Source organism: Salegentibacter tibetensis (assembly GCF_020164485.1).
Lineage (GTDB): Bacteria > Bacteroidota > Bacteroidia > Flavobacteriales > Flavobacteriaceae > Salegentibacter > Salegentibacter tibetensis.
In genome coordinates this window covers 24875-51449 of the sequence record NZ_JAIQZA010000030.1, presented here as the reverse complement: position 1 = coordinate 51449, position 26575 = coordinate 24875, and the positions used below count along the sequence as shown (strand labels likewise).

20 protein-coding genes and 1 tRNA gene are annotated in these 26575 nt (G+C 37.0%); 7 read left to right on the top strand and 14 right to left on the bottom strand.

What is annotated here, in order from left to right; all coding sequences use genetic code 11:
* The 3 genes from LB467_RS14365 to LB467_RS14355 all read right to left on the bottom strand — a co-directional run.
* Nucleotides 1–989: NAD(P)/FAD-dependent oxidoreductase (locus LB467_RS14365; protein ID WP_224474743.1), on the bottom strand; the 989-nt coding region annotated here is incomplete at its 3' end.
* 214 nt (nucleotides 990–1203) lie between these two features.
* Nucleotides 1204–1998: a DUF547 domain-containing protein gene (locus tag LB467_RS14360; protein ID WP_224474742.1), complete on the bottom strand. Its 795-nt coding sequence runs from the start codon at nucleotides 1996–1998 to the stop codon at nucleotides 1204–1206.
* A 108-nt stretch (nucleotides 1999–2106) separates the two neighbouring features.
* Nucleotides 2107–3000 (bottom strand): transporter, encoded by an 894-nt coding sequence (locus LB467_RS14355; RefSeq protein WP_224474741.1) that lies wholly within the window; start codon nucleotides 2998–3000, stop codon nucleotides 2107–2109.
* Nucleotides 3001–3427: 427 nt separating this feature from the next.
* On the opposite strand from LB467_RS14355, the gene LB467_RS14350 reads away from it, so the two are divergent.
* From LB467_RS14350 to LB467_RS14320, 7 genes are all read left to right on the top strand, one after another.
* Complete coding sequence (locus LB467_RS14350; protein WP_224474740.1) at nucleotides 3428–4147, top strand: TIGR04282 family arsenosugar biosynthesis glycosyltransferase; 720 nt, start codon at nucleotides 3428–3430, stop codon at nucleotides 4145–4147.
* A gap of 60 nt (nucleotides 4148–4207) precedes the next feature.
* Nucleotides 4208–7453: a SusC/RagA family TonB-linked outer membrane protein gene (locus tag LB467_RS14345; RefSeq protein ID WP_224474739.1), complete on the top strand. Its 3246-nt coding sequence runs from the start codon at nucleotides 4208–4210 to the stop codon at nucleotides 7451–7453.
* A 10-nt stretch (nucleotides 7454–7463) separates the two neighbouring features.
* Nucleotides 7464–8912 (top strand): SusD/RagB family nutrient-binding outer membrane lipoprotein, encoded by a 1449-nt coding sequence (locus tag LB467_RS14340; RefSeq protein ID WP_224474738.1) that lies wholly within the window; start codon nucleotides 7464–7466, stop codon nucleotides 8910–8912.
* Nucleotides 8913–9096: 184 nt separating this feature from the next.
* Nucleotides 9097–10236: a nucleoside hydrolase gene (locus tag LB467_RS14335; protein WP_224474737.1), complete on the top strand. Its 1140-nt coding sequence runs from the start codon at nucleotides 9097–9099 to the stop codon at nucleotides 10234–10236.
* Nucleotides 10237–10257: 21 nt separating this feature from the next.
* Nucleotides 10258–11253 carry a phosphotransferase gene (locus LB467_RS14330; RefSeq protein WP_224474736.1) on the top strand — a complete coding sequence of 332 codons (996 nt, stop codon included), beginning with the start codon at nucleotides 10258–10260 and terminating at the stop codon, nucleotides 11251–11253.
* 43 nt (nucleotides 11254–11296) lie between these two features.
* Complete coding sequence (locus LB467_RS14325; protein WP_224474735.1) at nucleotides 11297–12733, top strand: dihydrolipoyl dehydrogenase family protein; 1437 nt, start codon at nucleotides 11297–11299, stop codon at nucleotides 12731–12733.
* Nucleotides 12712–13407 (top strand): TIGR04283 family arsenosugar biosynthesis glycosyltransferase, encoded by a 696-nt coding sequence (locus tag LB467_RS14320; protein ID WP_224474734.1) that lies wholly within the window; start codon nucleotides 12712–12714, stop codon nucleotides 13405–13407. Before LB467_RS14325 ends, LB467_RS14320 begins: the two co-directional genes overlap by 22 nt.
* 17 nt (nucleotides 13408–13424) lie before the next feature.
* On the opposite strand, the gene LB467_RS14315 is transcribed toward LB467_RS14320, so the two are convergent.
* The 11 genes from LB467_RS14315 to LB467_RS14265 form a co-directional block, all read right to left on the bottom strand.
* The gene (locus LB467_RS14315; RefSeq protein ID WP_224474733.1) at nucleotides 13425–14321 is read right to left on the bottom strand and encodes an alpha/beta fold hydrolase; all 897 of its coding nucleotides are present in this window, start codon (nucleotides 14319–14321) and stop codon (nucleotides 13425–13427) included.
* Between the two features lie 194 nt (nucleotides 14322–14515).
* Nucleotides 14516–15598, bottom strand: a complete 1083-nt coding sequence (locus tag LB467_RS14310; protein WP_224474732.1) for a DUF2652 domain-containing protein — start codon at nucleotides 15596–15598, stop codon at nucleotides 14516–14518.
* Nucleotides 15599–15817: 219 nt separating this feature from the next.
* Nucleotides 15818–17965, bottom strand: a complete 2148-nt coding sequence (locus tag LB467_RS14305) for a thioredoxin domain-containing protein (RefSeq protein WP_224474731.1) — start codon at nucleotides 17963–17965, stop codon at nucleotides 15818–15820.
* 11 nt (nucleotides 17966–17976) lie between these two features.
* Nucleotides 17977–19347 (bottom strand): TolC family protein, encoded by a 1371-nt coding sequence (locus LB467_RS14300; RefSeq protein WP_224474730.1) that lies wholly within the window; start codon nucleotides 19345–19347, stop codon nucleotides 17977–17979.
* Nucleotides 19347–20435 carry an efflux RND transporter periplasmic adaptor subunit gene (locus LB467_RS14295; protein ID WP_224474729.1) on the bottom strand — a complete coding sequence of 363 codons (1089 nt, stop codon included), beginning with the start codon at nucleotides 20433–20435 and terminating at the stop codon, nucleotides 19347–19349. Before LB467_RS14295 ends, LB467_RS14300 begins: the two co-directional genes overlap by 1 nt.
* A gap of 76 nt (nucleotides 20436–20511) precedes the next feature.
* The gene (locus LB467_RS14290) at nucleotides 20512–23622 is read right to left on the bottom strand and encodes an efflux RND transporter permease subunit (protein WP_224474728.1); all 3111 of its coding nucleotides are present in this window, start codon (nucleotides 23620–23622) and stop codon (nucleotides 20512–20514) included.
* 176 nt (nucleotides 23623–23798) lie between these two features.
* Nucleotides 23799–24218, bottom strand: a complete 420-nt coding sequence (locus LB467_RS14285) for a hypothetical protein (protein WP_224474727.1) — start codon at nucleotides 24216–24218, stop codon at nucleotides 23799–23801.
* Nucleotides 24219–24513: 295 nt separating this feature from the next.
* Nucleotides 24514–24586: transfer RNA gene (locus tag LB467_RS14280), tRNA-Met, on the bottom strand.
* Between the two features lie 53 nt (nucleotides 24587–24639).
* Nucleotides 24640–24993, bottom strand: a complete 354-nt coding sequence (locus LB467_RS14275) for a SpoIIAA family protein (RefSeq protein WP_224474726.1) — start codon at nucleotides 24991–24993, stop codon at nucleotides 24640–24642.
* Nucleotides 24994–25074: 81 nt separating this feature from the next.
* Nucleotides 25075–25257, bottom strand: a complete 183-nt coding sequence (locus tag LB467_RS14270; protein WP_224474725.1) for a CPXCG motif-containing cysteine-rich protein — start codon at nucleotides 25255–25257, stop codon at nucleotides 25075–25077.
* Between the two features lie 2 nt (nucleotides 25258–25259).
* The gene (locus LB467_RS14265) at nucleotides 25260–26573 is read right to left on the bottom strand and encodes a TolC family protein (RefSeq protein ID WP_224474744.1); all 1314 of its coding nucleotides are present in this window, start codon (nucleotides 26571–26573) and stop codon (nucleotides 25260–25262) included.
* Between the last annotated feature and the right edge of the window lie 2 nt (nucleotides 26574–26575).

Genomic DNA, 26575 nt, shown 5'->3' with positions numbered 1-26575 from the left:
AAGAATTTAGCCGAATTAAACCAGTTTCCCGGTTTGTACTTCCTCTCATTTCCGGTTAAGGTTTGCGCTAGGGTTTCGCCCATCATTCGCCCGGCATACCAAACGGCTTCAATAGGTTTTCGATGTGCTGGAGGCTGCTTTAGCTGCGTACAATCGCCAATGGCATAAACATCTTTAATGTTGGTTTGTAAAAATTCATTTACCAAAATTCCTTTGTCGGTTTCCAGGGCAGAGTTTTTAAGCAAATCTATATTAGGCCTTACCCCGGCGCAAAGCCCCACGAGTTGGCATTCAATTTCTTTTCCAGAATTGGTGATTACCGATTTTACCCTTCCGTTTTCATCTCCAATTATTTTAACGAGTTCAGTTTCATGGTGCACAGTGACCCCATGAGATCGCACATGTTGAGAAATTAGTTTAGCATCCTTTAGCGGCAAAACATTATGCCAAAAAGCTTCTTCCCGGATAAGGAAAGTGACATCAATATTTCGGGTATTGAGCATTTCGGCGAGTTCCACACCAATTAGTCCGCCGCCAATAATCACCGCTTTTTTACAGTTTTGGGTATTTTCTTCCAGCAATTCCAGATCCTGTTTGGAAACCAATCCCTGCACACCTTTTAGATCCTGACCTTCCCAACCGAATTTATTATAAACAGAACCCGTTGCTAAAACCAGTTTATCATAATTCATAGTTTCTTTCGAAGAAAAATGAAGTGTTTTTTCTTCAAAATCTATGTTTGAAACCCAGGCTTTTTTAAGTTCGATACGGTTTTTCTCCCAAAACCAGTCTTCATAGGGTTTAAGATGTTCCCATTTCATGTGGCCCATATACACATACATCAGGGCAGTTCGGGAAAAGAAATAATCGCTTTCCGCAGAAATCACGGTAATTTTTGCATTGGCATTTTTCCTGATATGCCGTGCGCAGGTAATTCCTGAAATCCCGTTGCCTATAATAACGATGTGTTTCTTATTTTGTATATTCAAAATAGTTTTTAAAGTTTTACTGGGCAAACGCCTAAAATGGCTGTGATAAATTTGAAGGTATAGTTTCTGTGATTTCAATACTCCAAACTTTTCAGACCCCCTAGTCAGGATCTACTTTTTCTGATTATCTAAGTGTACCAAATAGAGATAAAATTTAGGAGGAGAAAACTAATCGGCATTTAAATACCCAGGAATAACATTCCTTATAACTTGATTATTGCTCATTTAAACGCCAATCATAGTCCATATAATTAATATCTATATTCTCAGCAATTTGAACATCGCTATAATTATTAATAAAAGCAATCAAGTCCCCATTTGGAAAATCTTTTTTATACCAGTCAAAAATTTTTGACAACTCTACCTGTTCTTTACTGATGTTGTTCTTATCAGAATTAATAAAGTCATCCGTTACTTTGTGAAGTTGTTTTTCTAATTCAGCAGCTGTATAAGCTTCATTAAGTAACCTTGGACAAGAGAATGAAGCACAATTTATCGCAAAATGAATTCGTGGCTCCTCCATTTTTCTTAAAATACTATGCTCTATAGTTCCCAGGGAAACCTTTTTATCCCCAACTTGAATAAAATCCTGCCGCCAGGGCTTTTTAATATCTTTAATGCTTGTAACAGGATAATTTTCAACAATTAGTAAAACAGTGCCTGCATTATATAAATTAATATAATAGGCGAGTTGCTCCTCAAGGGGCCAGGATTCCTGAGGTCGATTTTCAGACAAATAAGAAAGATATTTTTCTAATTCTTCTTTCTCTTTCACAAAACCTTTGTAATTAACATCTCCATCATCCGCTACATATTTTTTTAATAAATTATCCCAGCTTGTATGATCTAAAATAGGATCTAACGTAGTTTCAAGTTCACTGCTTTTTTCATCCCAGTGTAAACCGCCATCGTTCAGGCCGGCCATTCCAAGCAAACCGGAATTTCCAAATTTTAAGAAGCCAGCAAATATCAATACTAAACCAAGAAAAGAAAAAACGAAATATTTCATTTTTGTTGTCATTTTTTAAATGATAAAAGTATGTTAGATTATGACAGAATCCCATCTATTTTTCAAAATGAGTTTCTCCAAAAACAAGAAGATTCTCCTATCTATTATTTACAAATTAACATTATAAGTAAGACCAAGATTAAAATTATTGGAAATGGCGATATTCTTTCCGTCTACAACCGTGCTAAAACCGGCACTAGCACCAAATGCTTCTCCGAAGGGAACATAAGCGGTAAGTCCTAAACGGGTGAAATCGACCTCAGTTTCTGGAAATTGACCAGCAAAATTAGGGTCATTTATTGAAATTCCGTCTACTGAAGATTGATAATCTGCCCAGCCTTCTATATAAAATTTAGACGACGCGTACCCTATCTTACCTAATAATAAAAACGCATTGGGCACGTCAAAATTGTTCCCGTTATTGATATCCAGGTTATCATCGGCCTCGCCCCTAAAACTATACCCGGAAATTGCACTTGTAAAAAACCCTGTACTATGTTGATAATGAAGCCCTGCATGAAGGTCTGTGGAAAAAGCCCCCGAACCTATAGATAGAATACCATTTGGCTCATACCCAAGAGGGAAATTAAAGCCCAAAGCGGTAACAATGTCCAAATTACTGTTTTCCAAATCAAAACTGGCAGGCCTGTATTTGGCGAATAAGCCCAAGTCCTGAAAATCCTTTTGTTCGGTGGTGTTATTAAAAGGATCCGGTTGTCCTTCTCCCTGGGCACTAACATAAGGCAAATTCATTATTAGTGTTAAATCATTAGTCAAACCGTATTTACCATACAAACTGTAAATATTCTGTTTTACCTCGTTATGGGCCGGGACCGGCGACATTTTTTCTTCACCAACGTAAAATTCATCATAATTTGAACTGGTATAACTGGCTGTTAAGGAAAGTTCATTTTTTGGGCTAAAGAAACCATCTACAGGGCCCTGCGCGTATGTACTGCTAAAAAAGGCGAAAACGATCAAAAGAAAAAAATAATTTTTCATAATGGTTATGTTTTTAAATAAAATTTTTTCCAAATCTAAATAATGAAATGAAAATTAAATGTCATAAAAATGACGTTTTCCGGTGTTTTTATATTCTTGGGAAGAGTAATGTCCGATCAAAGAAAATAGACCCCTCTGCTACAAGAGAAAAGGAAAAAGACTATTTTTAACCATTGAATCGTTTTTTTGAAAACGAGTTTTGCCATGCATGAAGGAACCTCAAAAGCATTCTTACAAAAATTGTATGAAAAATGTAAAACATCTGAATTGACTTTCAATTTTCCTATTTCGTGAAATCAAAATAATATAAAAACTCGAGTTTAATTAGTTAATCATTTTCTGAGAAAAATGGATGATCTTTCTGAAAGGTGGTAAAACAATATAAAAGAAATTATTCAGTAACGTTATTTATTAGCACATTTGTTGAATGAGGTCTAACATAAATAAAACAGCCTTAATTGTTTTTTCACTTTCTGCGGAAAAAGAAATCCATAGAAAGAACATTTTTGGTAAAAGGCACCATAAAGAAAATTCTGCGTTTTTTCGCCAACTTATTTTACAAACCAAACATCTTGCTGATAAAAGTGGAGTTGAAGTATTTTGGGTAGACGAAACCAAACAACAAGGTTCCAATTTTGCCTCACGTTTTGCCAATGCTTTTCAGGAACTTTTTGATTTAGGTTACCAAAATGTACTATCTATAGGGAATGATTGCCCGGAACTAACTATAGAAATTTTACAAGATGCTATTACCCAATTACAGTCAAAAAAATTAGTGGTTGGCCCTGCTTGGGATGGTGGTATTTATTTACTTGGTCTAAATCGTGCTATTTTTGACCAGGAACAATTTTTGAATTTACCCTGGCAGTCTTCAAGCCTTTATAGCAACATAATAGAACAGGCGGCTTTAGGAAGTGTTTTATTCCATAAATTAGAAACACTTAATGACCTAGATTCCGGCCAGGACGTTTGTGTCTTTGCCAAAGAATACAAGTTCACCTATTTAGGTAAGTTTATACGCCTACTGAAATCTTTACTAAACAAGGTTTTCCCCACCTTAGACAATATTTTTTTATCAAAATTAAGATATATCCCCCTTAATTTAAGGGCACCGCCCCAAATTTATTCTCTCCTTATTAAATCTTAAACTATAATTTTCTCAAGATTTCAAGAAAATTACACCTTTTGTTTATATTAAAAAATTATCATGAAAATAATAATAATAGCTGCATTCCAGCTATTTGCAGGTATGGCTCTATGCCAAACAATAAATTATACTTCTACTGTAATAGATAATGAAAAACAACCTGTTGCTTTTGCTACTGTGCAGGAACTAGGGTCTGAGAACTATACTACTACCGATAAAAATGGGGAATTTAGTCTTGAGACAAATTCAAATAACTTTACTCTCAGAATATCTTCTATAGGTTTTGAGTCTACTGAAATAAAGATTACTAGTGGGGTTTTCCCGGAAGAAATTATAGTTCAACGCTCATCTGAATCTCTGGATGAAGTGGTAGTAACCGCCTTGGGAATTAAAAAAGAAAAACAAGCCTTAGTTTCAGCGGTATCCAAGGTTAATGCAGAACAATTAATTAATGTTCCGCAAACTAACCTGATAAATAGTTTAGCAGGTCAGGTACCGGGAGTTCAAATTACAAATGGCTCTAGTGGGGTAGGATCTTCTTCCCGCATTGTTATTAGGGGTGAAAATTCTCTTAGTGGAAGTAACCAGCCACTTTTTGTAGTAGATGGTGTGCCAATAAGCAACGAACAGATAACGAGTGATTTAGTAAATAATGGAGCACTGCAGGAGGTAGATTTTGGTAATGGTGGCTCAGAGATTAGCCCCGATGATATTGCTTCAATATCTATTTTAAAAGGTGCTGGTTCGGCTGCACTTTATGGAGCACGGGCAGCTAATGGCGTGGTTCTTATCAGCACAAAAAGAGGTGATAGAGAAAAAGGCTTTGGAGTCAGTATCAACAGTAATTTTACCGTAGAAACCCTACTTACACTTCCCGAATATCAAAATAAATATGGTTTAGGCTCCAATGGGGAATATGCTTTTCAAAATGGTGTTGGTGGTGGAGTTAATGATGGTGGCATTAGCAGCTATGGTCCGCAGCTTGATGCAGGTTTTATGATTCCACAATTTGATAGCCCTTCTGTAGATATAAATGGAAACCCGGTGCGTGGTGGCGATATCATTGCACGTACTTTACCTGACGGAAGTTTGACAGAAATCACACCTACTCCCTGGATCTCCAGACCAGACAATGTGCGCGATTTTTTTAAAACCGGTATCACCTACCAAAACAATATCTCCATAAACAATAGTGGAGAAAGTGGTAGTGCTAGACTTTCGTATAGCAACTTGCGTAATGAAGGAATACTTCCCAACACCGATTTAAAAAGGGATGGTATTGCGGTGAGTTTAGATCAAAATTTAAGCGAAAAACTAAGGGTAACTACTTTTGTGAACTATATTAATACCCGTAGTGGGAACCGTCCTAATTTAGGGTATGGTTATGAGAACGTATTATACGGTTTTAACTGGACAGGGCGACAAACCAATATTGCCGCCCTTAAGGATTACTGGCAGGCGGGACAAACAGGAAGGCAACATTTTGACATAAATTATTTATGGCTTACTAATCCATATTTAACACTTTTTGAAAACACCAATAGTTTCGAGAAAAACCGGGTTTTAGGAAACGTTTCTGTAACCTATGATTTGTCAGAAAATTTGAGTTTTAAAGTGCGTACTGGTATGGATATGTATAACGATGATCGTGAATTTAGACGTTCGGTAAGCACAAATGCAAATCCGTTTGGTTCGTATCGGGAAGATAACATTAGGTTTACCGAAATGAATACCGACTTTTTAGTAACCTATAAAAATGAAATTAATAAGAGATTAGATTATACATTAACCATCGGCGCAAACCGCTTTGACCAAAAAATTCACTATGCTTTTGCTGAAGCTTCTCAACTCGCCTTACCGGAGATTTATACATTGGCTAACTCTAGAGCACCGTTAAAAGGAAGCAGCGAAAATTTCAACAAACGTATTAATAGTGTATATGGTACCGCAAATTTGGGTTTCGAAAATGAACTATATATAGATCTTACTTATCGCAATGATTGGAGTAGCACCCTACCTAAGAAGAACAATTCTTTTGGTTATTACTCTGCAGGCTTTAGTTATGTGGCTTCAAATGGTTTTAACTTACCCGAAGACATTTCATTTTTAAAATTCAGATTGAGTGCTGCTTCAGTGGGTAATGACACCGATCCCTTTCAAAGCAGGCAAATCTTTCAATTTAATGGTAATTATGGTTCAAATTTTAGAGTAACTAATGAGAATGTTCTTAAAAATATAAACTTGAAACCAGAACGGCTTAACGCCTACGAAGGTGGTCTTGAAGCCTGGTTTTTAAAAGGAAGGATACAGTTTGAAGCTTCTGTTTATCAGAATCTAAGTAAGGATCAAATTATTTCCAGACCAATTTCTAATGCCAGTGGTTTTGGGAGATTTAATGAAAATGGAGGAAAAGTTAGAACTCGTGGCCTGGAATTAATGTTAAGTGCTTCTCCAATAAAAACTTCAGCGCTTACCTGGAATACTTCGGTGAACTTTAGCACTTTTAGAAGTGTAGTTACCGAACTTCCCGAGGGAGTAGACCAGTTTGTAACTGCTACGGCAAATATTTTTAATGGTGGCTCTAACACCGTTTTATATATCGCTCGTGAGAATGGGCGTGTGGGAGATATGTATGGTACGGGCTTTGTCCAGGTAGATGGTCAGGATCTGTATGACACCAACGGATTACCGGTACAAGATGGCGATTTACGGCTGCTGGGCAATTACAACCCAGATTTCTCTATGGGGTTCAGCAATAGTTTTTCCTATAAAAACTTTGATTTAAATTTTCTTTTTGACTGGCGCCAGGGTGGTACCATTGTATCGCGAATTAAAGCTCTAGGTAGTACCTCTGGAGTTTTAAAAGAAACCTTATTAGGGCGTGAAGGAGGCGGACCAAATACGCAATTTGTGGACGGGAACGGGATTATAGGTGATGGTGTTGTTAACATTGGAACCGACGAAAACCCTCAATATACCCAAAACACTACTCCTGTGCCTGCAAGCACTTTTAATAATGCCTACTATGACCGTGGGAACGAAGCAAGTGCCTTATACGATGCTTCTTATATAAAATTAAGGCAGGTGAGTATCTATTATACCTTCTCGAAAAAAACTGCAAAATATATAGGAGTAGAAAATCTAAAGCTGGGGTTAATAGGCAGTAATTTATTGTTGTTTACTGAAAACCCGCATTTCGATCCGGAGCTGAATGCTTTCCAGGAACGTAATATTGTGTATGGCGTAGACGATTTTTCTTATCCCTCAACAAGAAGTTTTGGTGTTAGTCTGAAAACAAATTTTTAAGAAGTCAGGAATGAAAAATATACAATTCATTATTGCCATTATTGTTATGCTGCACTTAGCAGGTTGCGACAATGATTTTGAGGAAATTAATGATAATCCTAATGCTCCTCAAGAAGTAAGTCCTGAATTTTTACTGACCAATGTAATTGCTTCAGAACTTAATGAACATACATATAATCAAGGTTTACGGCGAAATAACTATTTAGCACAATTCAATGCCGATGTAGAATTTGAACGTATAGATCGTTACGAATTAGGCAGTAATAGTAATTATTGGAATTTGATATATAGCCTTTTAGCCGACCTGGAATCGATGAAAAGTTTATCGGGTTACAATGAAGCCTACGATGGCGTAGCTCAAATCATGCGAAGTTATCTATTTTCCCAACTTACCGATATCTGGGGCGATGTTCCTTATACCGAAGCCATCCAATTTGGCGAACTTAATTTCACTCCTGTTTATGATACCCAGGAAAGTATTTATACCGACCCCGAAACCGGTATTTTAGCTAATTTAGAGCGTGCCGCTTCACAACTTGAAAATACAAATGAAAGTATAAGGGGAGATATTATGTTTGGTAATAATTTGGAGAAATGGATACGCTTTGCCAATTCCCTGCAGGTTCGTTTTCATTTACGCATTAGCAAGCGTATTACAGATTTTAGCAAATTGCAGGATCTTGCAGACTCTGGAAGTTTGATACAGTCTAATGCAGATAATGCGGTACTACCCTACTTAGACGCTGCACCGAACCAGTTTCCTTTATTTAGTGCTTCTACAGGAATTTATCGGGGCTTAAAAATGAGTAAAACTGTAGAAGATATTTTAAAGACCTGGGAAGATCCCCGAATCAGTGTCTTCTACCAACCTACTCCAGAAAGTATTCTTGCCGGAAACCCTCAATTTAAAGGTTTACCTAACGGACTAAGTACCCAAACAATTAGTGAAAGAAATATTGAGCTCAATGATCTTTCCATTATGTCTAATCGTTTTAGAGAAATACCTGACGGGGTTGACGCTCAAATAATGTTGTATTCAGAAGTACAATTTGCTTTAGCTGAAGCAGTGGAACGAGGGTTTATAAACGGGAATGCAGATACTTACTATAGAAATGCTATTCAGGCGCATTTCGATTATTATTCGGTACAAATCCCTGCTGATTATTTTTCACAGGAATCGGTGGCTTTAACCGAAAACAGCGAGGATAATCTTGAAAAAATACTAACCCAAAAATGGCTAAGTTTATTTATGATAGGTCACGAAGCCTGGTTTAATATTAGGCGTACCGGAATTCCGGAAATAAGTCCCGGGCCAGATAACTTTAATGACGATAAATATCCTGTACGTTACCTCTACCCCGAATCGGAACAAGCTGTAAATAATACCAATTACCAGGAAGCAGTGGATCGAATGGGCGGCGATAATATTAATATAAAAAACTGGTGGGAAATGGATTAACAATTGCAAAAGGCTAACAAATTGCGTCGAACTTTTAATTGAGGTAAACTACCTCGGCGCACGCTCACGAGGCATTCATTGAGAACCATTGTTTAATTTTCGAGGCAAGCCTCGGAGCATTTAAATCTCGATAATCGAGTATAGTTCTCGAACTAAATCCAAAAAAAATAAATATTGCTAAACTATGATTAATAAAACCAAAATATTCCTAAGTATAATTCTTATCGGAATAATTGCTGCGTGTGGCTCTGATTCAAAAGAAGACGATGATTCGCCTAAAATTGCCAAATTGGAAACCATTTCAACGAAAGATTTTGGGAAGACGACTGAAAGCGCTGCTTTGGATTACAAAGAAACCCCTCAAAGTTTTTTTCCAACAAACAATGATGCAAAAAATTCTAAAAAAAATATTTGGGTAGATGCAGACCTCGCTGTGGGTATGAAAAGATACCATCGTGATGGGTATAGCGATGTAGATGATGCCTACGCCCTTTTACAACTTTTTAAAGCAGAAAATATAAACATAAAAGGAATAAGTGCTGTTTTTGGAAATACTAAAATTGATGATGCCTACCGCCTAAACAAGGAAATGGTAAGCGAATTTGCTCCTTACGAAATTCCGGTTTATAAAGGAGCAATCGACAAAATTAACCTGGAGAATGTAGAAACTAACGAAGCGGTTGAAGCTTTGGCGAAAGCTTTAAAGAAGGAATCATTGACCATCCTGGCAATAGGACCAGCGACCAACATTGGAACCTTATTGTTAATCTATCCAGAACTTAAATCGCAAATTAAAGAAGTTGTCCTGGTTGCGGGAAGAAGAACTGACACTTCTTATTTTGAAATAGGAAAACCTACAGCCCATCATGCGCCAGATCTTAATTTTGACCTTGATAACGCTGCATTTAGAATTTTGTTTGAAAGCGGAGTTAAAGTTGTTCTTTGTCCGTTTGAAATTTCAAATAAAGTCTGGGTAACAGGTGAAGATTTAGAAAGGATGAAAAAAGGAGATTCTGCTACAAGCTGGCTGGCAAAAAAATCTAAACCCTGGCTACAGCAGTGGGAAAAAGTTGGCGAAAATGGGTTTAACCCTTTTGATCTATTAGCAAGTCATTATCTCATAGCACCTGAAGATATAATTTCAGAAGAGCTAAATGCTCATTTAGAGATTCACGAAAACGATATGCTACTGGATACACCTGAAAATAATTTCAAGCAATATTTAATAATTAATTCAGAAAATGGTTTTCCAGTAACATACTGTTATGACGTTGCAGAAGACTACCACGAAAAGATGATGAAAAGTCTAATTAATAACCAGTAAAAGCTTCGATTTTTAAAAAATATGGTCCATTTAACAGCTAATATAAAAACAGTAGAAAAATACCTGGAGGCTCGGTCCTGGTTAGAAACAGGTGAAAAAGTAACTGCAATAGAAGTCCCAGGCGATGGAAATATGAATTTCACCCTTCGCGTAAAAACCAATAGAAGAAGTTTTATAATAAAACAAAGTCGGGATTATGTCGAGAAATATCCGCAAGTAGAAGCCCCGATTACACGATCTTTAAGAGAAGCTAAATTTTACGAGCTCGTTTCTGGCTACAGCAGTTTAAAAAAACAGATGCCTAATCTCCTGAAGATTGATAACCAGAACTATGTTTTATATCTTGAAGATCTAGGTAACGCTACCGACTATACTTTTTTATATAAAAACGGACAGGTTTTAAATGAGGATGAATTATTTAAGATTATAAGCTTTGCTGCCGATTTACATACTAATCTCACCCGTGAAAATTCAGAAATTAACCTGCCCAACCGGAAAATGCGGGAATTAAATCACAAACATATTTTCATATATCCTTTTTTAGAAGAAAACGGTCTGGATTTAGATGCCGTACTGCCAGGTCTGCAGAGCATAGCAGCGCCTTATAAAAACAATGATGATCTTAAAGGTAAAATTGAGAAATTAGGAGAACGCTATTTACAGGACGGAAACAGCCTTTTGCACGGTGATTATTTTCCGGGGAGTTGGATAAAAACAAAAGGCGGAATTAAAATTATTGATCCGGAATTCTGCTTTTTCGGAGAACCGGAATTTGAAATTGGGGTTACTATCGCGCACTTAAAAATGGCCAACCAGCCTGAAGAAATTGTTAGTAAAGCCTTTAGATATTACACCGAAAAGGCTCTGCTAAATAAAGAATTGTGTCAGCAATTCACGGCGATTGAGATATTTAGAAGAATTCTGGGATTAGCCCAGTTACCTTTAGCCATAAATTTACAAAAACGAAAAGATCTGCTAACCCAATCATTTGAAATATTGAGCACGGCCGATTATTAATACTTTGCGTCAGCAATTTCCCGCTAATAAAAATTCAATACCTATGAAAGAGAAAACCTATGATTTAATCGTAATTGGAGCGGGTTCAGGTGGTCTGGGCGCTGCATTGGGAATGCAGCAATTGGGAATGGATGTTTTGCTTATAGATCGCAACGCTAAAAGTATTGGTGGAGAGTGTTTAAACACCGGGTGCGTTCCCAGTAAAGCCTTAATTCACTTAGGAAAACAATTGCATCAGGCAAAACTGTCTACAGCATTGGGCTTAGAGATTTCCGGAAAAGTGGATATTAAAAAAATAAAGGCTTACATAAAAGGAAAACAAGATGTTATAAAGGAGCACGAAAACATTGATTACCTTAAAGAAAAAGGGCTGGATATAGCTTTGGGTGAGGCATCATTTAATTCGGAAAATTCAGTAAAACTTAATAATAAGATATTCAAAGGAAGAAATATTGTTATTGCTACAGGGTCTTCTCCTAGAATAATTAATATTCCTGGCACTGATGATATTCCAATATTTACTAACGACTCTATTTTTGAGATCAATTTTATTCCAAAGAATTTTGTCTTTATAGGTGCTGGCCCAGTAAGTTTAGAATTAGGCCAGGCTTTTTCAAGATTAGGTTCTAAAGTATACATTATAGACCGTGGAGAACATATTTTAAAAAAGGAAGATTCCAAAATTTCCACCATTCTTAAAAATAGACTTAAAAAAGAAGGCATTCAATTTTTTTTCAATGCTGAAGTAGCGAAAGTCGAAGGAAAATATGCTATTCTCAAAAAGAGTATTGGTGAAGAAGAAAGCATTCCTGTTGATGCTATTTTTATGGGTCTGGGACGCATTTTAAATTTTGATTCCCTCGCACTTGAAAAAGGGGGAATAAAAACAGAAAAAGGAAAAATAATAATTAACAAAAAACTCCAAACTACCAATAAAAGGGTTTTTGTAAGTGGAGATGCAGCAGATAATCTTAAATTTTCCCACGCTGCCGAGATGCATAATATGCTTTTAATAAATAATTTTATTTCTCCACTTAAAAAGAAGCTGGACTTTAAACATTTTCCCTGGGTAACTTTTACCGATCCCGAAGTAGCGACTTTTGGTTTTAATGAAAATCAATTAAAAAAGCAGAATATTAAATACATACGTTTAGAATCCAATTTTAAGGAAGATGATCGTGCTATTACTGATGATTACGAGTATGGGCAGTTAATCGTATTTATAGAGAAAAAGCGCTTTAACCTTGGGAATGCCAAAATTTTAGGGGGTAGTATGATTGCTCCAAATGCCGGGGAAATCATACAAGAATTGATACTTGCCAACACAGCGGGAATTAAACTGAATGATTTTATGAACAAAATCTATCCTTATCCTACCGCAGCTAACATTCATAAATCACTATTTAGACAAAGTCTCGTAGAACAGTTAAAACCCTGGATGAAAACAATCATTAAAAAATGGTACAGGTTCAAAACATAAAAATAAGTATAATCATCCCATGTTTGAATGAAGCCAGTTTTTTAGAAAAAACAATTGGAAATTGCCTAAAGCTCCAGGGTAATTTTGAAATAATTGTTGTTGATGGCGGAAGCGGCGATAATACGGTTGGTATTGCCAGGAGTTTTTCAATTGTAAAGATTTTTACGTCCAAAAAAGGCAGAGCCAGCCAATTGAATTTTGGCGCCAAAGAAGCTGAAGGAGAAGTTTTATTGTTTTTGCACGCTGATACGTTCCTGCCGGAAAACACCTATAGCTTAATAACAGAACAGCTTGAGAAATCCAAACATATAGGAGGTAGCTTTAGGCTAAGAATTGATAAATTACATCCCTTACTTAATTTGTATAGCTGGTGTAGCCGTTTTAGCCTGGAATTTTTCACCTATGGCGATCATGCAATTTTTGTAAAACAAGAAATATTTAAATCAATTGGCGGCTTTAAAACAATTTCATTTATGGAAGATATTGAAATTCAACGTCGACTTAGAAAAAGAGGCAAATTCAAAAAAGTAAAAGATTACGTTCTTACGTCGGGAAGAAGATTTGAAAAAAATGGAACTTTCAAACAATTAGCGCTTGATGTATTTTTAGTGTGCCTCTACAACCTATCTATACATCCAAACCATTTGAAACGATTTTATAGCGATCACGGTTAATCTTCTGAATTTCTCTCTTATCTCGGAAGCATTTGCCTGGATTTTTGAATAATTTCTTCAAGTTTCGCCACTATTTCCATCGGTTTCTCTTCCTGTAAAAAGTGACGTGAACTTAGTTGATGAATTTCAGACAGTCCCGCTACTTTTTTAATTTCCTGCCCATGGTGATCAAGTGTAAGAAACGGATCATCGGCGCCCCAAACTGCCTGTACAGGATAAGGTACATTTTGTACTGCCCTATAGCATAGACTTCTAAATTCTTCTGAATCATCAAAATTTTTCATCAGTTTTAAGAATGCATCCCCTCCGTCACCACGCTTTAAAATATCTATATAAGCGTAAATCTCATTCTTAGGAATTTCCGAACTATCATTCACCCCCATTTTATTAAACATGATTTGCCAGGTAAGATGTTTTAGGGTTGCCAGTTCTATATCACCTAACACAGGTTTTTCAAAAGGTCGCATTGGCCATGGTTTTTTAAAGTTTACCACATCTATCCAAGTATTGAGAATAGTAAGTGACAAAATCCTATCCCGGTTTTCTGCAGCTAGCGCAAATCCTACAGGCCCGCCAATATCATGAATTAGTAGGTGATATTTATCCAAACCTAAACTTTTAGCTACTTCGGCGCAAAATTTGGCTAAAGAAGGAAAAGAATAATCAAAATCTTCCGGTCTGTCAGAAAAGCCCAAGCCCGGAAAATCAATAGCCACTCCCCTATATCCTTTTTCGGCTAGTGCCGGAACGATTTTCCGGTATAAAAAAGAGGAGGTGGGTACACCGTGTAGACAAAGTACAGCTTCTCCATTACCCTGATCAAGGCCAAAGCATTGAAGGCCGTTTACATTAAAATATTTCCCGGAAGCTTCATGCCTCTCAATAACCGCTTCAACAGATTTCTTCTCGCTCATAACATAAGGTTTATTCTAATTTACTAAAAATGAACACTCTGTGCAGAATTTCCGATTGAAATTGATCTACTAGACAATCAATTTAGGAAGAGTTTGTGAATTGGATTAATAAAATTAACCATCTCTTCTGAAAAATAATATAATTGTCATTTAACAGTAACCCCGATTTTTAATACAGATATTAAAGATATTTTCTAAAAATTATGCTCACCTACTTCTTCTAACTTTATCAGTTTAGCATTCCAGGTAGTTTCCAGTTTTCTGTAAACAGATTTTCTCATTAATCTCCCCATCCAATTAAATTGCAAATAGTTAAGAACTTTCATTCTGGTCGTATTATGATCTAACTTATCTAAGAGAATATAAAATCTGTAATTTTTAGCCATTGGTAAATTAGAGGTCTTTTCACCATAAGAAAGGTCTGCCTTACTATCTATTCCCACAGTTTCAAACTTCATTTTACGACTTCCAATGATGCAGGTATGATTTGACCCAGACCTGTTTACCTGGGCTTCATCAAAAGTAATCCCAGTTAGTGAACTGTCCCAAAGTTGTCTGTATTTAAAATTACTTATAAGTTCGAAGGCTTTTTCAATGGGCAGCTTAATATCCCGTTCTATAATAAAATCGGATTTTTCATCTATCGGAATGCTATTTTGACTGGCTTTCTTTTTAACCGGAGTTTTATAAGTTTTTAGGTCTTTATAATAATAAGGAAGAATATGAATGTCGTATGCACTTTCCATTTTATTGAAACCAGATACTTCCAGTTCTAGTTTCAAATCATTAAACGTTGGATTTGAAAGTAGTAGATATTCATCAAGAGGAACATCATTTTTAAGCAAGCGATGTATACGATTAACATCCTGTCCATAAGGCTTCTTTATATTTTTCACTTTAATAAAATCTAACCTTCCCTTATGTAGCAAAAATTTGATTCGAAGATTAATTGCTGTAGAACAAGCTCCACAACTGCAAATTCTTTGATGTTCATATTTATAAAGATGCTCCCTAAAAGCATTTAACATGGAAGTTACCTGATTTTCGACTTCTGAAAATGATAAATCTTTTTCCGAATACATAAAAAGTGCATCGCCTTCCACCTCTGCCAATTCCATATTCAGCACATTATTGTCTAATAAAATCTCCAGTAACTCTGAAATGATATGAATGCTATGTTCAATAGCTGTATTCTCCACAAATTGAGAAAACCCACTAATATCAGGAATAAAATAGAAAGCCTGATTTTTTTTAATCCCCGGGTAATTTTTTTTCATCTTCCTTTAACTGGGTATGGTAATTTATCACTTCAAGTAACGGAAAAAATTAAAGTAATGAATATCCTTTTAATTATTGAATTTCATTAGCCGCTAATTTAATTGAAAGCTTACAATGGAGATTTTCAAAAACCTATAGAAAATCTAAGGATTTACTCAAAAGAGACTTAAAAGAAAAGCTACCTGCCTCTTTTTAATCATTTTCAAAATTAAATGAAATTATTCCCAAAAGCTTTTTGATTTTTCATCTCCTTTTAAAAAATCATTTATTTGCTGAAATGCTTTATCTGCCCGTTTAACCGGCAGTTTGCAGGTTCGGTTTCGGCATACATAAATATAGGTTTCATTTTCAACTAACTTAGCTTCCAATAATGGAAGGTCTTCTTGCTCTCCCCCCATAAACAAAGAAATAGGAATGTATTTTTTTTGTAATTCCAGATTCACCTTTACTGCATCCTTCCCCATTGTTGCGATTTCAAAAGGACTAAATACTAGCATTCCCATTAATTTTGTCCAATTTGCATAATAAGGTCCACCTTGCAGACTTCTTTCTTTCACCTGTGCCAATATTTGCTCTGAATGGACCAGATATTCTTCCTTCTGAAAATAATTTCCCAATTTAAATAAAACCGTAGCCATTTCGGAATTTGATGCCGGTATAACATTGTCTGTAATTTCCATTTTTCTGGCTATTAGTTCTTCGCTGGCTTCCGAAGTATAATAGAACATTCCAGATTTTTTATTAAGAAATTTACTCCTGCTATAATCTACAAGTTTTTTGGATTTAACCAGCCATTTCTTGTCTAAGGTTACTTCGTACATCCTCATATAGGCACTTGCCAAAAATGCATAATCATCCAAAAAAGCATTTATACTGGGTTTTCCATCTTTAAAATTTCTAAATAAACCTCCGTTTTCCTGGATGAGGTTATTTTCTATAAAGCGCAAAGCTTCTTTTGCTTTGGATTTATATTTCTCTTCCCCTAAAGCGGTATATGCGTCAAGATATCCAATAATCATTAGAGAATTCCAGGAAGTAAGTATTTTATCGTCTGTTGAAGGTCTAATCCGACTGTTCCGCACTTCCATCATCTTTCCTTCTGCAGATTTTAATTTTTCTAAAAAACTTGAATAACAATAATCATTTAATTGGGCGAAGACTGGTTCTATATTTTCTCTAAATAGAATATTCTTATTATCCTCCCAATTTCCTTTGGATTCTACTCCGTAGAACTCAGTAAATATTTCTGCTTCTTTCGGGCTTAAGTGTTCTTCTATTTCATTTTTTTGCCATATATAGAACTTTCCTTCTTCTCCTTCAGAATCAGCATTTAGTGAAGAGTAGAAGCCTCCATTTTCTGCAGCGAGTTCCCTTTCTATAAATTCCAGCGTTTCTCTCACCACTTCTTCATATTCTTCATCCTTAGTTTTTTTAAAAGCCTTGGAATAAAGGCTTACCAATTGGGCATTATCGTACAACATTTTTTCAAAATGCGGCACAAACCAATCTTCATCAACAGAGTACCGGGAAAAACCTCCACCCAATTGATCGTAGATCCCTCCTCGTGCCATTTCTCGTAAGGTACTTTCCACCGCTTCCATTGCTTCCTCATTTCCCGTGATAGAGGAATATTGAAGAAGAAAATCATATCCAATCGGCAATGGAAATTTAGGAGCACGTTTAAAACCACCTTTTTCAAGGTCAAGAAGAGGTTTCCAGGTTTGCCATAATTCAACATAATCTTCTTTAGCAAACAAGGCTTTGTTTTCCAAAGGTGTATCAATGATATCCTGTTGCTTCACCCCTTCGGTTACTGAATTTGCGGCTTCCACCAACCGTTCAGGTTCGTTTTCATAAGTATTGGCTATCTGATTTAAAATATCCTTCCATTCTTCGGTCGGAAAATAAGTTCCTGCATAAAAAGGTTTTCCATTTGGCAGTGTAAACGCATTTAAGGGCCAACCTCCCCGCCCACTGATAAGGGTTGCAGCATTCATATAAACCTGGTCTATATCTGGCCTTTCTTCCCGGTCTATTTTAATTGAAATAAAATTTTCGTTCATAATTTTTGCAACGGTGGTGTCCATAAATGTTTCACGTTCCATAACGTGGCACCAATGGCAGGCAGCATAACCTATACTAATAATTATGGGTTTATCTTCTTCCTTCGCCTTTTTTAAAGCTTCTTCTCCCCATTCATACCAATCTACCGGATTATCGGCATGCCCCTGGAGGTAAGGACTACTGGCATTAGAGAGCCTGTTTTGATATACCCCTTTTTCTACAAGGTTTTTTTCTTTTTCCTGGGCACAGCCGCTAAGGCTAATACCCAGGATTATTATATATAAATTAATTAAAGTTTTCATTTCCATTTTTTTTAAAGATCGTTTCCAAGTGCAACGTATAACTGGTATTGGACAGTATTATACTGACTAACTACCATAAGATAATCCAGCCTGCTACGTAAATAATATTCCTGAGCCTGAAATACTTCAAAGGGTGCAGCGGTTCCGGATTTTTGCCTTTCTATACTTTGAGAAAGTGCTTCTCTTGCAAGCTCTTCTGACTCCTCTGCAATTTCAAGCTGTCGCTTGGAGTTTATAAGTTTGGCTCGCGCCGATTTTACTTCCCGCGTAACCTTATTTTCAAACTGCTCCCGTTCATTTTTCTGTAAACCAATAACGGCATCATAGCGTTTTGGTTCTCCCTTATAGAAAATCTGTCCAAGTGGAATATCCCATATCAAGGAAGCTTGTATAGCTGTGGTAGGATATAAAGACTGCGGACTGGGCTCCTGCTCCGCCCGCATAGGTGTAACAGTTTCAAAAAAGCCCCCAAAGTAAGAAGTATACGCTCCTATACTGAGTTTTGGCAACAGAAGCCCTGTAGTGACCTGTTTTTTCTCTTCTTTGGTGGCCAGTATCCTATTATCTATAGCCTCAATCCCGGGCCGTCGCCCCACCGCGCTATCCGGTGTTATGTTCATTAATTCATCTTCCGAAATAAGTTCCAAAGGCAATAATAAATCGTCGGCAGCTCTCAATTCTACAGTAGCGTTTACATCAAGGAGTTCCCGTAACTCTTCCTGTTTTTCAAGAAACTCTTTTTCAGATTCCAGGCTTTGTATTTGGAGGTGCTTCGTATTGCTCTGGGAAGTTAAAACCTCAGATTGATATCGGAAACCGGCATCAACCTGAATTTCCAGCTGCATCGAAACAGTATCGGCAATTTCCGCCATTCGATCATAAGCCGTGCGAGAAAGCTGAGCATTTTTAAATTCATAATAAACCTCAATACCTCGCAGTATTGCCTGGTTTTTTTCCTCCCGAGTTTCAAAATCTGCAGCTCTGAGTTTTAATTCTTCAGCTTTCAGCTTATAGATATCTTTACCGAAATCCCAGCTTAAATTCATTTCGGGACCCAGCCAAAGATTATTTCTTTCCACCTCCAGGAAAAAACCACCATCGGCATTCATTGCAGCGCCCCAGAGATGTTCACTCCGAACGCCTAAGCTAAGGTCTGGTAACCACCAGGATTTCGCTTTTAGATAATTGGCCTCGGCAAGCTCTTGCTCTTTTTCATAGCGATCAATACTTAAGTTATCGGCGCCTCCCACTTCCAGTACGGCAGGTAAATCTAATTCAACGACTTGTTCCTGTGCGCTGGTAAACCAGATGCTTGAAAGTAACAATATGCAACACCAACATAATTGTTGAATTTTATTCTCTTTTTGTTTCAAATTCTCCATTACCGTTCAATTTCTATTGGTTCTACTTGCATTCCGGGGTCTACCTGTCTTTTGCCACTTACAATTACTTTGGTAGAAGTATCTATTTCGTCGCTTAACACCTCAAAATAATCCTTGTTCTGAATTCCCATAGCTACTTCTCTTAACTGCACTATATTATCCTCTGAAACCACGTAAATATGCATTTTTTCATCCCTTACAGCTAATGCGGTATTAGGAAGGGAAAGTGTATTTTCAGTGCTTTTGACTTCGAAATTTGTTTGGGCATACATTCCTGGTTTAATTTTGAGATCTGGGTTCTTTATATCAATTTCCAGGCTCATAGATTTGGAACCGGAATCTAAAGCCCCCGAAACACGGCTAACTTCACCCTGAAAATTTTCATCAGGCAATTCGGGAAATTTTATACTTACCGCTGTCCCTTGCTTCACAAATTTTACGTCAGATTCTGGCAGAGGTACCCGAACCCTAATGATTTCTGTATCCATAACTTCAAATAATGGTGTGCTGCCGGGATTCGCTATACCACTTTGCACCGTAGCACCTTTATCAATATTACGTTCAGTAACAATACCATTGAAAGGACTTCTAATTTGGAGAAAACCTACTTGCTCCCTACTGGCGTTATATTCTGCAAGCGTACTCTGGTAATCGGATTTCGCTGATTCAACCTGACTTAGGGAAGTAAGCGCCGGGGTTTTTTCGTAAATATCGTTTAAGCGTTCATATTTAGATTTTGTAGCTTCCAATTTGGCCTCTAAAACGTTTAAATTACCAGTGATTGCCGGGTTTCTCAAGCTAGCCAACACTTCTCCTTCTTTTACCTTGTCGCCAATATCTTTGTATAACCTAGCCACTGCACCATTTTCCAGTGCGCGTAGTTTTACTATTTGATTGGGACGGGCTTCACCCACAATTTCCAGGGTTTTTAAGAAGGTTCTTTCTTTGGGGGTAACCACTTCAACCTTAGGTGTTTTTTCAGCGTCTTTTATTTTTGAACTGGTTCCCTGTTCATTTTTATCTGAATCGTTACAGGAAGACAATATTCCTGCTATAATGACTACTAATATTCTTATAAATTGTTTCATATCTTTTATTTTGTTTCCACTATTAAATAATCTGGCTTTATCCAATCTTTAGAGCTGGTAGAATGCCGGTTCATTTCTATTTCGTTTTGGTTGTAAATGAATACAGTATAGGTATTATGAAAAAGGTTAGCAGGGTAGCTGCTAAAGTACCTCCAATCACCGCTAATGCCAGGGGCTGATTAGCTTCTCCCCCATCACCCATTCCAATTGCGGTTGGTAATAGCCCTAATACGGTAGTGGCCATGGTCATTAAAACCGGCCTAAACCGATCTCCAGCACCCATTACAATAGCCCTGGCTATACTATTACCTTTATAGGCAAGGGCATTAATTCGGTCTACCAAGATATTACCATAAGAAACAGCAATACCTACCATCATGATAATCCCCATCATCGATTGAATATTTAGGTTAGCTCCAGAAAGGAAAAGAATAATCCCTACTCCTATTATGCCCAAAGGAAAGGTTAGAATAATTATTAATGGCTGCTGAAATGATCGAAACAATGGCGTAATGATTAGAAAGGACATAATTACCGCCAGGCCTAAACCAACTCCAAGATCCCCTAGGGATTCCTTCATAGTGGCAATTTCACCTCCAAAAGTTACTTCGTAACCTTCAGGGATATCTTCTTTAATAACATCAATTCGATTTTGGATTTCTGCGGAAACCGAACCAATATCAGCATCTTCAACGTTAGCATACACATTAAATACTCGTTGCAGATTGTAATGATTTACCTCTACCGGCTTTTCTGTTCTTTTAATAGTCGAAAAATTCCTAAACGGAATACTTTGTTGAAGCCCATCCTCTGGTGCTACGGTAACATTCCCAAGAATTCCTTCTGTATTAATAGCAGATTCCGGATAGGTAACCCCAACAAAATAATGGTTCCCGTTATTTTCATCGATCCAGAAAGCTTTATCATAGGTTACCGAAGAATTCAAGGCCGATACCATATTTTTAATTCCATCTACAGGTTCAATTCCTAATTCGGCAGCTTTAATTCTGTCAATTTGAATTTCTTTGGTGGGTTGGTCTATACGTTGTAATACTCTTACATCACGGGTGTTTGTTATCTCATTAATCGTATCCCGAAGACGACCTGCAATTTGTTGTAAAACTTCAAAATCATTGCCAATTACCTGAACATCGATAGGAGAAGGTTTACCCTCATTAAGGGCAGCAGTAATAAGACCACCGGTATTAAAGCTCACTTCTGCTCCTGGATAAGCATCAGTTAACCTATCCCTTAAGGATGTAACATACTCTGATGTCGGCTTTTCATGGCCTTCTTTCAGCTGCACTTTCATATAAGCATCCTGGGTTCCAGAATTTGGAGTATAAACGGCCGGTAGGTCATAGAAAACACCAATATTCGATACTAGTTGTTCTACATCATCTCCCACTTCATCATTAATAATATCTTCCATCCCAGCAATTACAGATTCGGTTTTCTTTAAGGGACTTCCGGAAGGTAAACGTACCTGGATTTCCATTTGGCCTACATCAATAGTCGGGTAAAGTTCATAACCAGTATTTGCCAATAAAAATAAGGATCCAATAAAAGCAGCTACTGTAATTGCTAAAACCGTAGCTCGATACCGTATCGCTTTTACAAGGCTACGTTGGTATTTTAAGCGCAGGCTATCAAGAAATCTATGAAAACGACTAAAAAAAGTCTTTTTTGGTTTACTCTGAGAAGAGTCCGGTAATTTATTGCGAAATAAATAGGCAGCAAAAACCGGTATAAGCGTTAATGAAAAAATGTACGAACCAATCATTGCCATCGCTACAGTAATAGCGAGAGGAGAAAAAAGAGATTTTGCAATTCCTGACAGGAATAATACTGGGAAAAACACTACAATAATAACCAAAGTAGAAGCCAATACTGGGGTGGCTACTTCCTGAGCTCCATCCAGAGCAGCCGTACCGGCTGGTTTTCCCATTTTTAAATGTCTGTCTACATTCTCAAGCACTACAATAGAATTATCTACAATAAGGCCCAGAACCAGAGCCATTCCACCCAGCGTGATACTATTTATAGACTGCCCGGTAAAATATAATCCTATAAAAGCAAACAATATGGAGAGTGGAAGACTCACCGCTACCACTGCGGCCGATCGAATGTTTCCCAGGAAAATAATAAGTACAATAATCACTAAAATTAGTCCACTAATTCCTGCACTCATTAATCCAGAAATAGCATTTCTTACATAAGTAGACTGATCGAATATCACATTTAATTCCACATCGTCTGGCATTCGCTCCTTTAGACTGGGAATAGCAGCTTTAACTGCTTCTACCGCTCCAATGGTATTTGCACCTGGTCTTTTGAAAATGGGCAGGTAAACCTGCTCTTTTCCAGAAACCCTGGCTATATTGGTTTGAATTGCACTGGCATCTTTAACCTCACCTATATCTTTAATATAGATAGGATTACCATTTTTATGTGTAATTACAATGTCATTAAAATCTTCAACATCCTGAATTAAACCCTGGGCCTCCACACCATAATTAATATCTCCAATTTCAGCAATACCGGAAGGAATCATCGTGGTATTCTTCTTTATGGCATCCATAACCTGGGTTTGTGAAATACCTCGCGCTTCCAGTTTATCGGGTTCTACGTAAACGTAAATTCTACGCAAAGATCCTCCATAAGCTGCAGGAGCAATAATGCCTTCAACCCCGCTTAACATTTGTCTTAAATTTAAATAAGCAATATCATACAATTCCTTTCCAGATTTCTCATCACTACTCGCTGTAAGAAGCATCAATGGTTTAGAGGCTGTGGGGTCAAATGGTTGTACCATTGGAGGCATAGTCCCTGGAGGCTGATAATACATATCAGACATCGCGTAGGAAGAACTATTAGCCATAGCTTCTGCAGCAGTAACATCTTCATCGTAAAAATTGGTGACGATACTGGTACCCATAATACTCTTGGATTCCTGTTTAGCTATCCCGGGAGACTGCCCTGTCCATCGTTCCATTCTACTGGTTATATCCTTTTCTACCACTTCGGCAGGCATACCCGGATATAAGGTTAGTATCTGCATAGCAGACTTTTTAAATTGTGGCAGGATATCTACTGCCATTCTTGGAATTAAAACCCCCGCCAATACCATTACAGCAATAGAAAATACTATAATGAGATAGGGGTTTCTGAATGATTTTTTGATCATTTAGAATTTTTTTAAAATAGGATAATACTTTGAAAAGCGAGAAGGGGTTGCTTTTCGTTAGTGGGAAAGTCTAACTATAATATATTAAAAAGCACTGCTGCATTAGAATTATTATCAATCACAAAAAATGTGTGCTGAAATAGCTTCTAATTAGCATAATAAAAAAATATAAAATATTAAACCTTCTGAGAGAAGAAGGTAGATGGTGGGCCGCGTAATGGATTTATTGCTGCGGGAGGTGCTAGATTATGATAGAGGATTTCCTGTGACTCAACACTTTTTTGAGCCGGAGGTAAGTATGCCACGTTTAGAATAATCGCAGCTAATAGAATTGTTTCAGAACTTATAGATTGCTTATCATTCGTTGGTTTTTCAAAAGAACCTGTTATCAATTCCTGATTTTCGCAATCCATAGGAGGCCAAACTACTGCTTCCTTGTCAGTGTAGTTCCTTCTAAGATCACAGATACTTGGCTTATCCGCATCCTTATCGTGATGTTCAGGATGTAATAAATGGGCAGAACAAATTCCTTCCCAGGGAACAATAAGAAGAACCATGAGAATCAAAAAGAATATTGAAGAGGAATTCCTATTCATATTTCAAACTTAGAGAAATAATATGAGCTTGAAAAATATCGGATCAAAAATAAGAAGGACTATTAGATTTAGAGAATTGGGTAGTTTGAATTTGAGCTAATACCCTTATAAGGATTTTAAATTTTTACAATTAGTTAGAATGTATTATTTAAAGAGTAAAATAGAGAACACGGGCAAACAATGTTAATTAACGTTAAATTTTATGAAATTTTGGTTTTCCAAAAATGTTGTACCTATGTTGTACCCAGTTCATAAAAAAAGGCTTCACATTTCTGTGAAGCCTTGTCTTTGCTAGTAGCGGGAACTGGACTCGAACCAGTGACCTTCGGGTTATGAGCCCGACGAGCTACCTACTGCTCTATCCCGCGATATCGACTGCAAATATACAGTCATTTTTTATTTCTCCAAAGCTTTTTTTAAATTAAATCATTACCCAATTCATAGCCTCCACCCGATCCTTTCTTTTAAAGGATTTTACCTCCGCAGGAACAAACAAATCTTTCATCTCCATGGATTTCTTAAACAGCTCATCATCAGTAACGATAGCTATTTTTTCCAGGTCTCTGGAATGGGAAAAATGAAATTCAACAGCTTTCAAAAAACCTCCAATTGATATTCCCTCATCCGATTCATCCTCCAGGTACAGGCAAATAGGACTCACCTTTTGCAAACGAGCTTTTATTTTTGAAAGAATTTCTTCCATTTTCTTTTGACCGATTTCCTTGTTGACCATGAATCCAACGACGTTTTCGGAAAATTCGAAAGTTTTTTCCATTGTACGAATGGGTTAGTATGTTTCCGAAGTTAAAAAAAGAAAATGAAACCTGAAGCTAATTGAGAATAATACAGCCTTCTTTTACTGTTCAATATTCACAGCTTGATAAGAAGTTAATATTCCATTCTCAAATGAAACCGTTATTTCTATAGGATTACAACAATTCTCACAGTCCTCAATATAGGTTTGCCTGCTTACTGAGGGATCTAACAAGACAGAGATTTCTTCCCAGCAATAAGGGCATTGAAAAAAATGTTCAAACATAGCTATAATTGAATATTCAACAATTGGCCAGTGAGCTGCAACAGCTCTAATTCAGCAATCTTTGCATCATATTTTGCAAGATTTAGACTGGTTTTCGCATCTATTAGATTAACCTGCGCCTGCCTGAATTCAATAGAGGTAATTCTTCCAAGATTAAATTGTTCTTTTGAACGTTCAAAATTATCCTGGTTGGTAGCTACATTCTCTTCCTGAACCCTTAAAATATACAATCGGTTTTCATAATTTCCAAGAGCATTAGCAATATCCCTTCTAATTCCAAGCGCTACCTGTTTCTTTTGCAACTCCTGATTTTCGTGGTTTATTTTAGCATTCTGAATCTGCACAGAAGTGGTTCCGCCATCAAAAAGATTCCAGGTTAAGCTTACTCCTCCAGAAATACCATCACTATTTTGCCTACTTCCGGGAAAGAAAGCTGTGGCAGCGCTTCGGTTGTAATTCCAGCCATAAGATCCGTTTAGGTCTATTGTAGGTAAATAACCAGATTTGCTTATTTTAATGTCATAATCTGTAATTGCCAGGTTCCTGTCCAGCTGAAGCAAGGATACATTATTGGCTTCGGCCACTTCTATATAGGCTTCCAGTTGTAACTTCGGAATAAAATTAACCGTGGTATCTACCGCAAAGTCCTTATCGGTTATTTGGCGGTCCACCAACACATTTAAATCCCGCTTTGTATTATCCAGTTGCTGGCGTGTTTGAAGCAGTGTAACACTATCGTTATTTACATCTACCCTGGCATTAAGTACCGCCAGGTTATTGCTTTGCCCGTAATCAAACTGATATTGCGCTCTCGTCACACGATCTTTCGAAGTTTGCAGGACATCTTCCAGTACCTCCACATTTTCGGTAAGCCTTGCAATTTCATAATAGACGGACAATAATTGCAGCATGGTATTTTCTATGGTTTCCCTCGCCTGAAGTTTAGTTAGATCGTATTGTTCTTTAAGACTTTTATAATTGTAAAATCTTCCTAAACCATCAAATAATGTATAGTCTATATTTACTGAAGCATTATAAGTATTGCTTTCTATACCACGCTGGTCTAAAGGGTCGCCTACTTCAGGCTCTGTAAACCTATTCCTAAGATCGTAAACAGCACCCGCACGACCAGTAACCGATGGTAAATAACCGGAATTAAGAATTCCCTGGTTATTTTCTGCTATTTCCACATCATTATTAGCCATTTCTATACCGTAATTACGCTCTAATGCCAGCGCTATAGCTTCTTCCTTCGTTATAACTTCCTTTTCCTGAGCCGCAACAGCGCCCATAAAAAGAAGAGTGATCATAAGCATTA

Excerpts from the sequence above, each read along its gene's own strand:
- LB467_RS14320 (WP_224474734.1), top strand. The coding sequence starts at position 12,712 with ATGGTACAGGTTCAAAACATAAAAATAAGTATAATCATCCCATGTTTG.
- LB467_RS14335 (WP_224474737.1), top strand. The coding sequence starts at position 9,097 with ATGATTAATAAAACCAAAATATTCCTAAGTATAATTCTTATCGGAATA.
- LB467_RS14285 (WP_224474727.1), bottom strand. The coding sequence starts at position 24,218 with ATGAATAGGAATTCCTCTTCAATATTCTTTTTGATTCTCATGGTTCTT.
- LB467_RS14290 (WP_224474728.1), bottom strand. The coding sequence starts at position 23,622 with ATGATCAAAAAATCATTCAGAAACCCCTATCTCATTATAGTATTTTCT.
- LB467_RS14275 (WP_224474726.1), bottom strand. The coding sequence starts at position 24,993 with ATGGAAAAAACTTTCGAATTTTCCGAAAACGTCGTTGGATTCATGGTC.
- LB467_RS14305 (WP_224474731.1), bottom strand. The coding sequence starts at position 17,965 with ATGAAAACTTTAATTAATTTATATATAATAATCCTGGGTATTAGCCTT.
- LB467_RS14315 (WP_224474733.1), bottom strand. The coding sequence starts at position 14,321 with ATGAGCGAGAAGAAATCTGTTGAAGCGGTTATTGAGAGGCATGAAGCT.
- LB467_RS14300 (WP_224474730.1), bottom strand. The coding sequence starts at position 19,347 with ATGGAGAATTTGAAACAAAAAGAGAATAAAATTCAACAATTATGTTGG.
- LB467_RS14360 (WP_224474742.1), bottom strand. The coding sequence starts at position 1,998 with ATGAAATATTTCGTTTTTTCTTTTCTTGGTTTAGTATTGATATTTGCT.
- LB467_RS14330 (WP_224474736.1), top strand. The coding sequence starts at position 10,258 with ATGGTCCATTTAACAGCTAATATAAAAACAGTAGAAAAATACCTGGAG.
- LB467_RS14340 (WP_224474738.1), top strand. The coding sequence starts at position 7,464 with ATGAAAAATATACAATTCATTATTGCCATTATTGTTATGCTGCACTTA.
- LB467_RS14345 (WP_224474739.1), top strand. The coding sequence starts at position 4,208 with ATGAAAATAATAATAATAGCTGCATTCCAGCTATTTGCAGGTATGGCT.
- LB467_RS14325 (WP_224474735.1), top strand. The coding sequence starts at position 11,297 with ATGAAAGAGAAAACCTATGATTTAATCGTAATTGGAGCGGGTTCAGGT.
- LB467_RS14355 (WP_224474741.1), bottom strand. The coding sequence starts at position 3,000 with ATGAAAAATTATTTTTTTCTTTTGATCGTTTTCGCCTTTTTTAGCAGT.
- LB467_RS14265 (WP_224474744.1), bottom strand. The coding sequence starts at position 26,573 with ATGCTTATGATCACTCTTCTTTTTATGGGCGCTGTTGCGGCTCAGGAA.
- LB467_RS14350 (WP_224474740.1), top strand. The coding sequence starts at position 3,428 with ATGAGGTCTAACATAAATAAAACAGCCTTAATTGTTTTTTCACTTTCT.
- LB467_RS14310 (WP_224474732.1), bottom strand. The coding sequence starts at position 15,598 with ATGAAAAAAAATTACCCGGGGATTAAAAAAAATCAGGCTTTCTATTTT.
- LB467_RS14295 (WP_224474729.1), bottom strand. The coding sequence starts at position 20,435 with ATGAAACAATTTATAAGAATATTAGTAGTCATTATAGCAGGAATATTG.
- LB467_RS14270 (WP_224474725.1), bottom strand. The coding sequence starts at position 25,257 with ATGTTTGAACATTTTTTTCAATGCCCTTATTGCTGGGAAGAAATCTCT.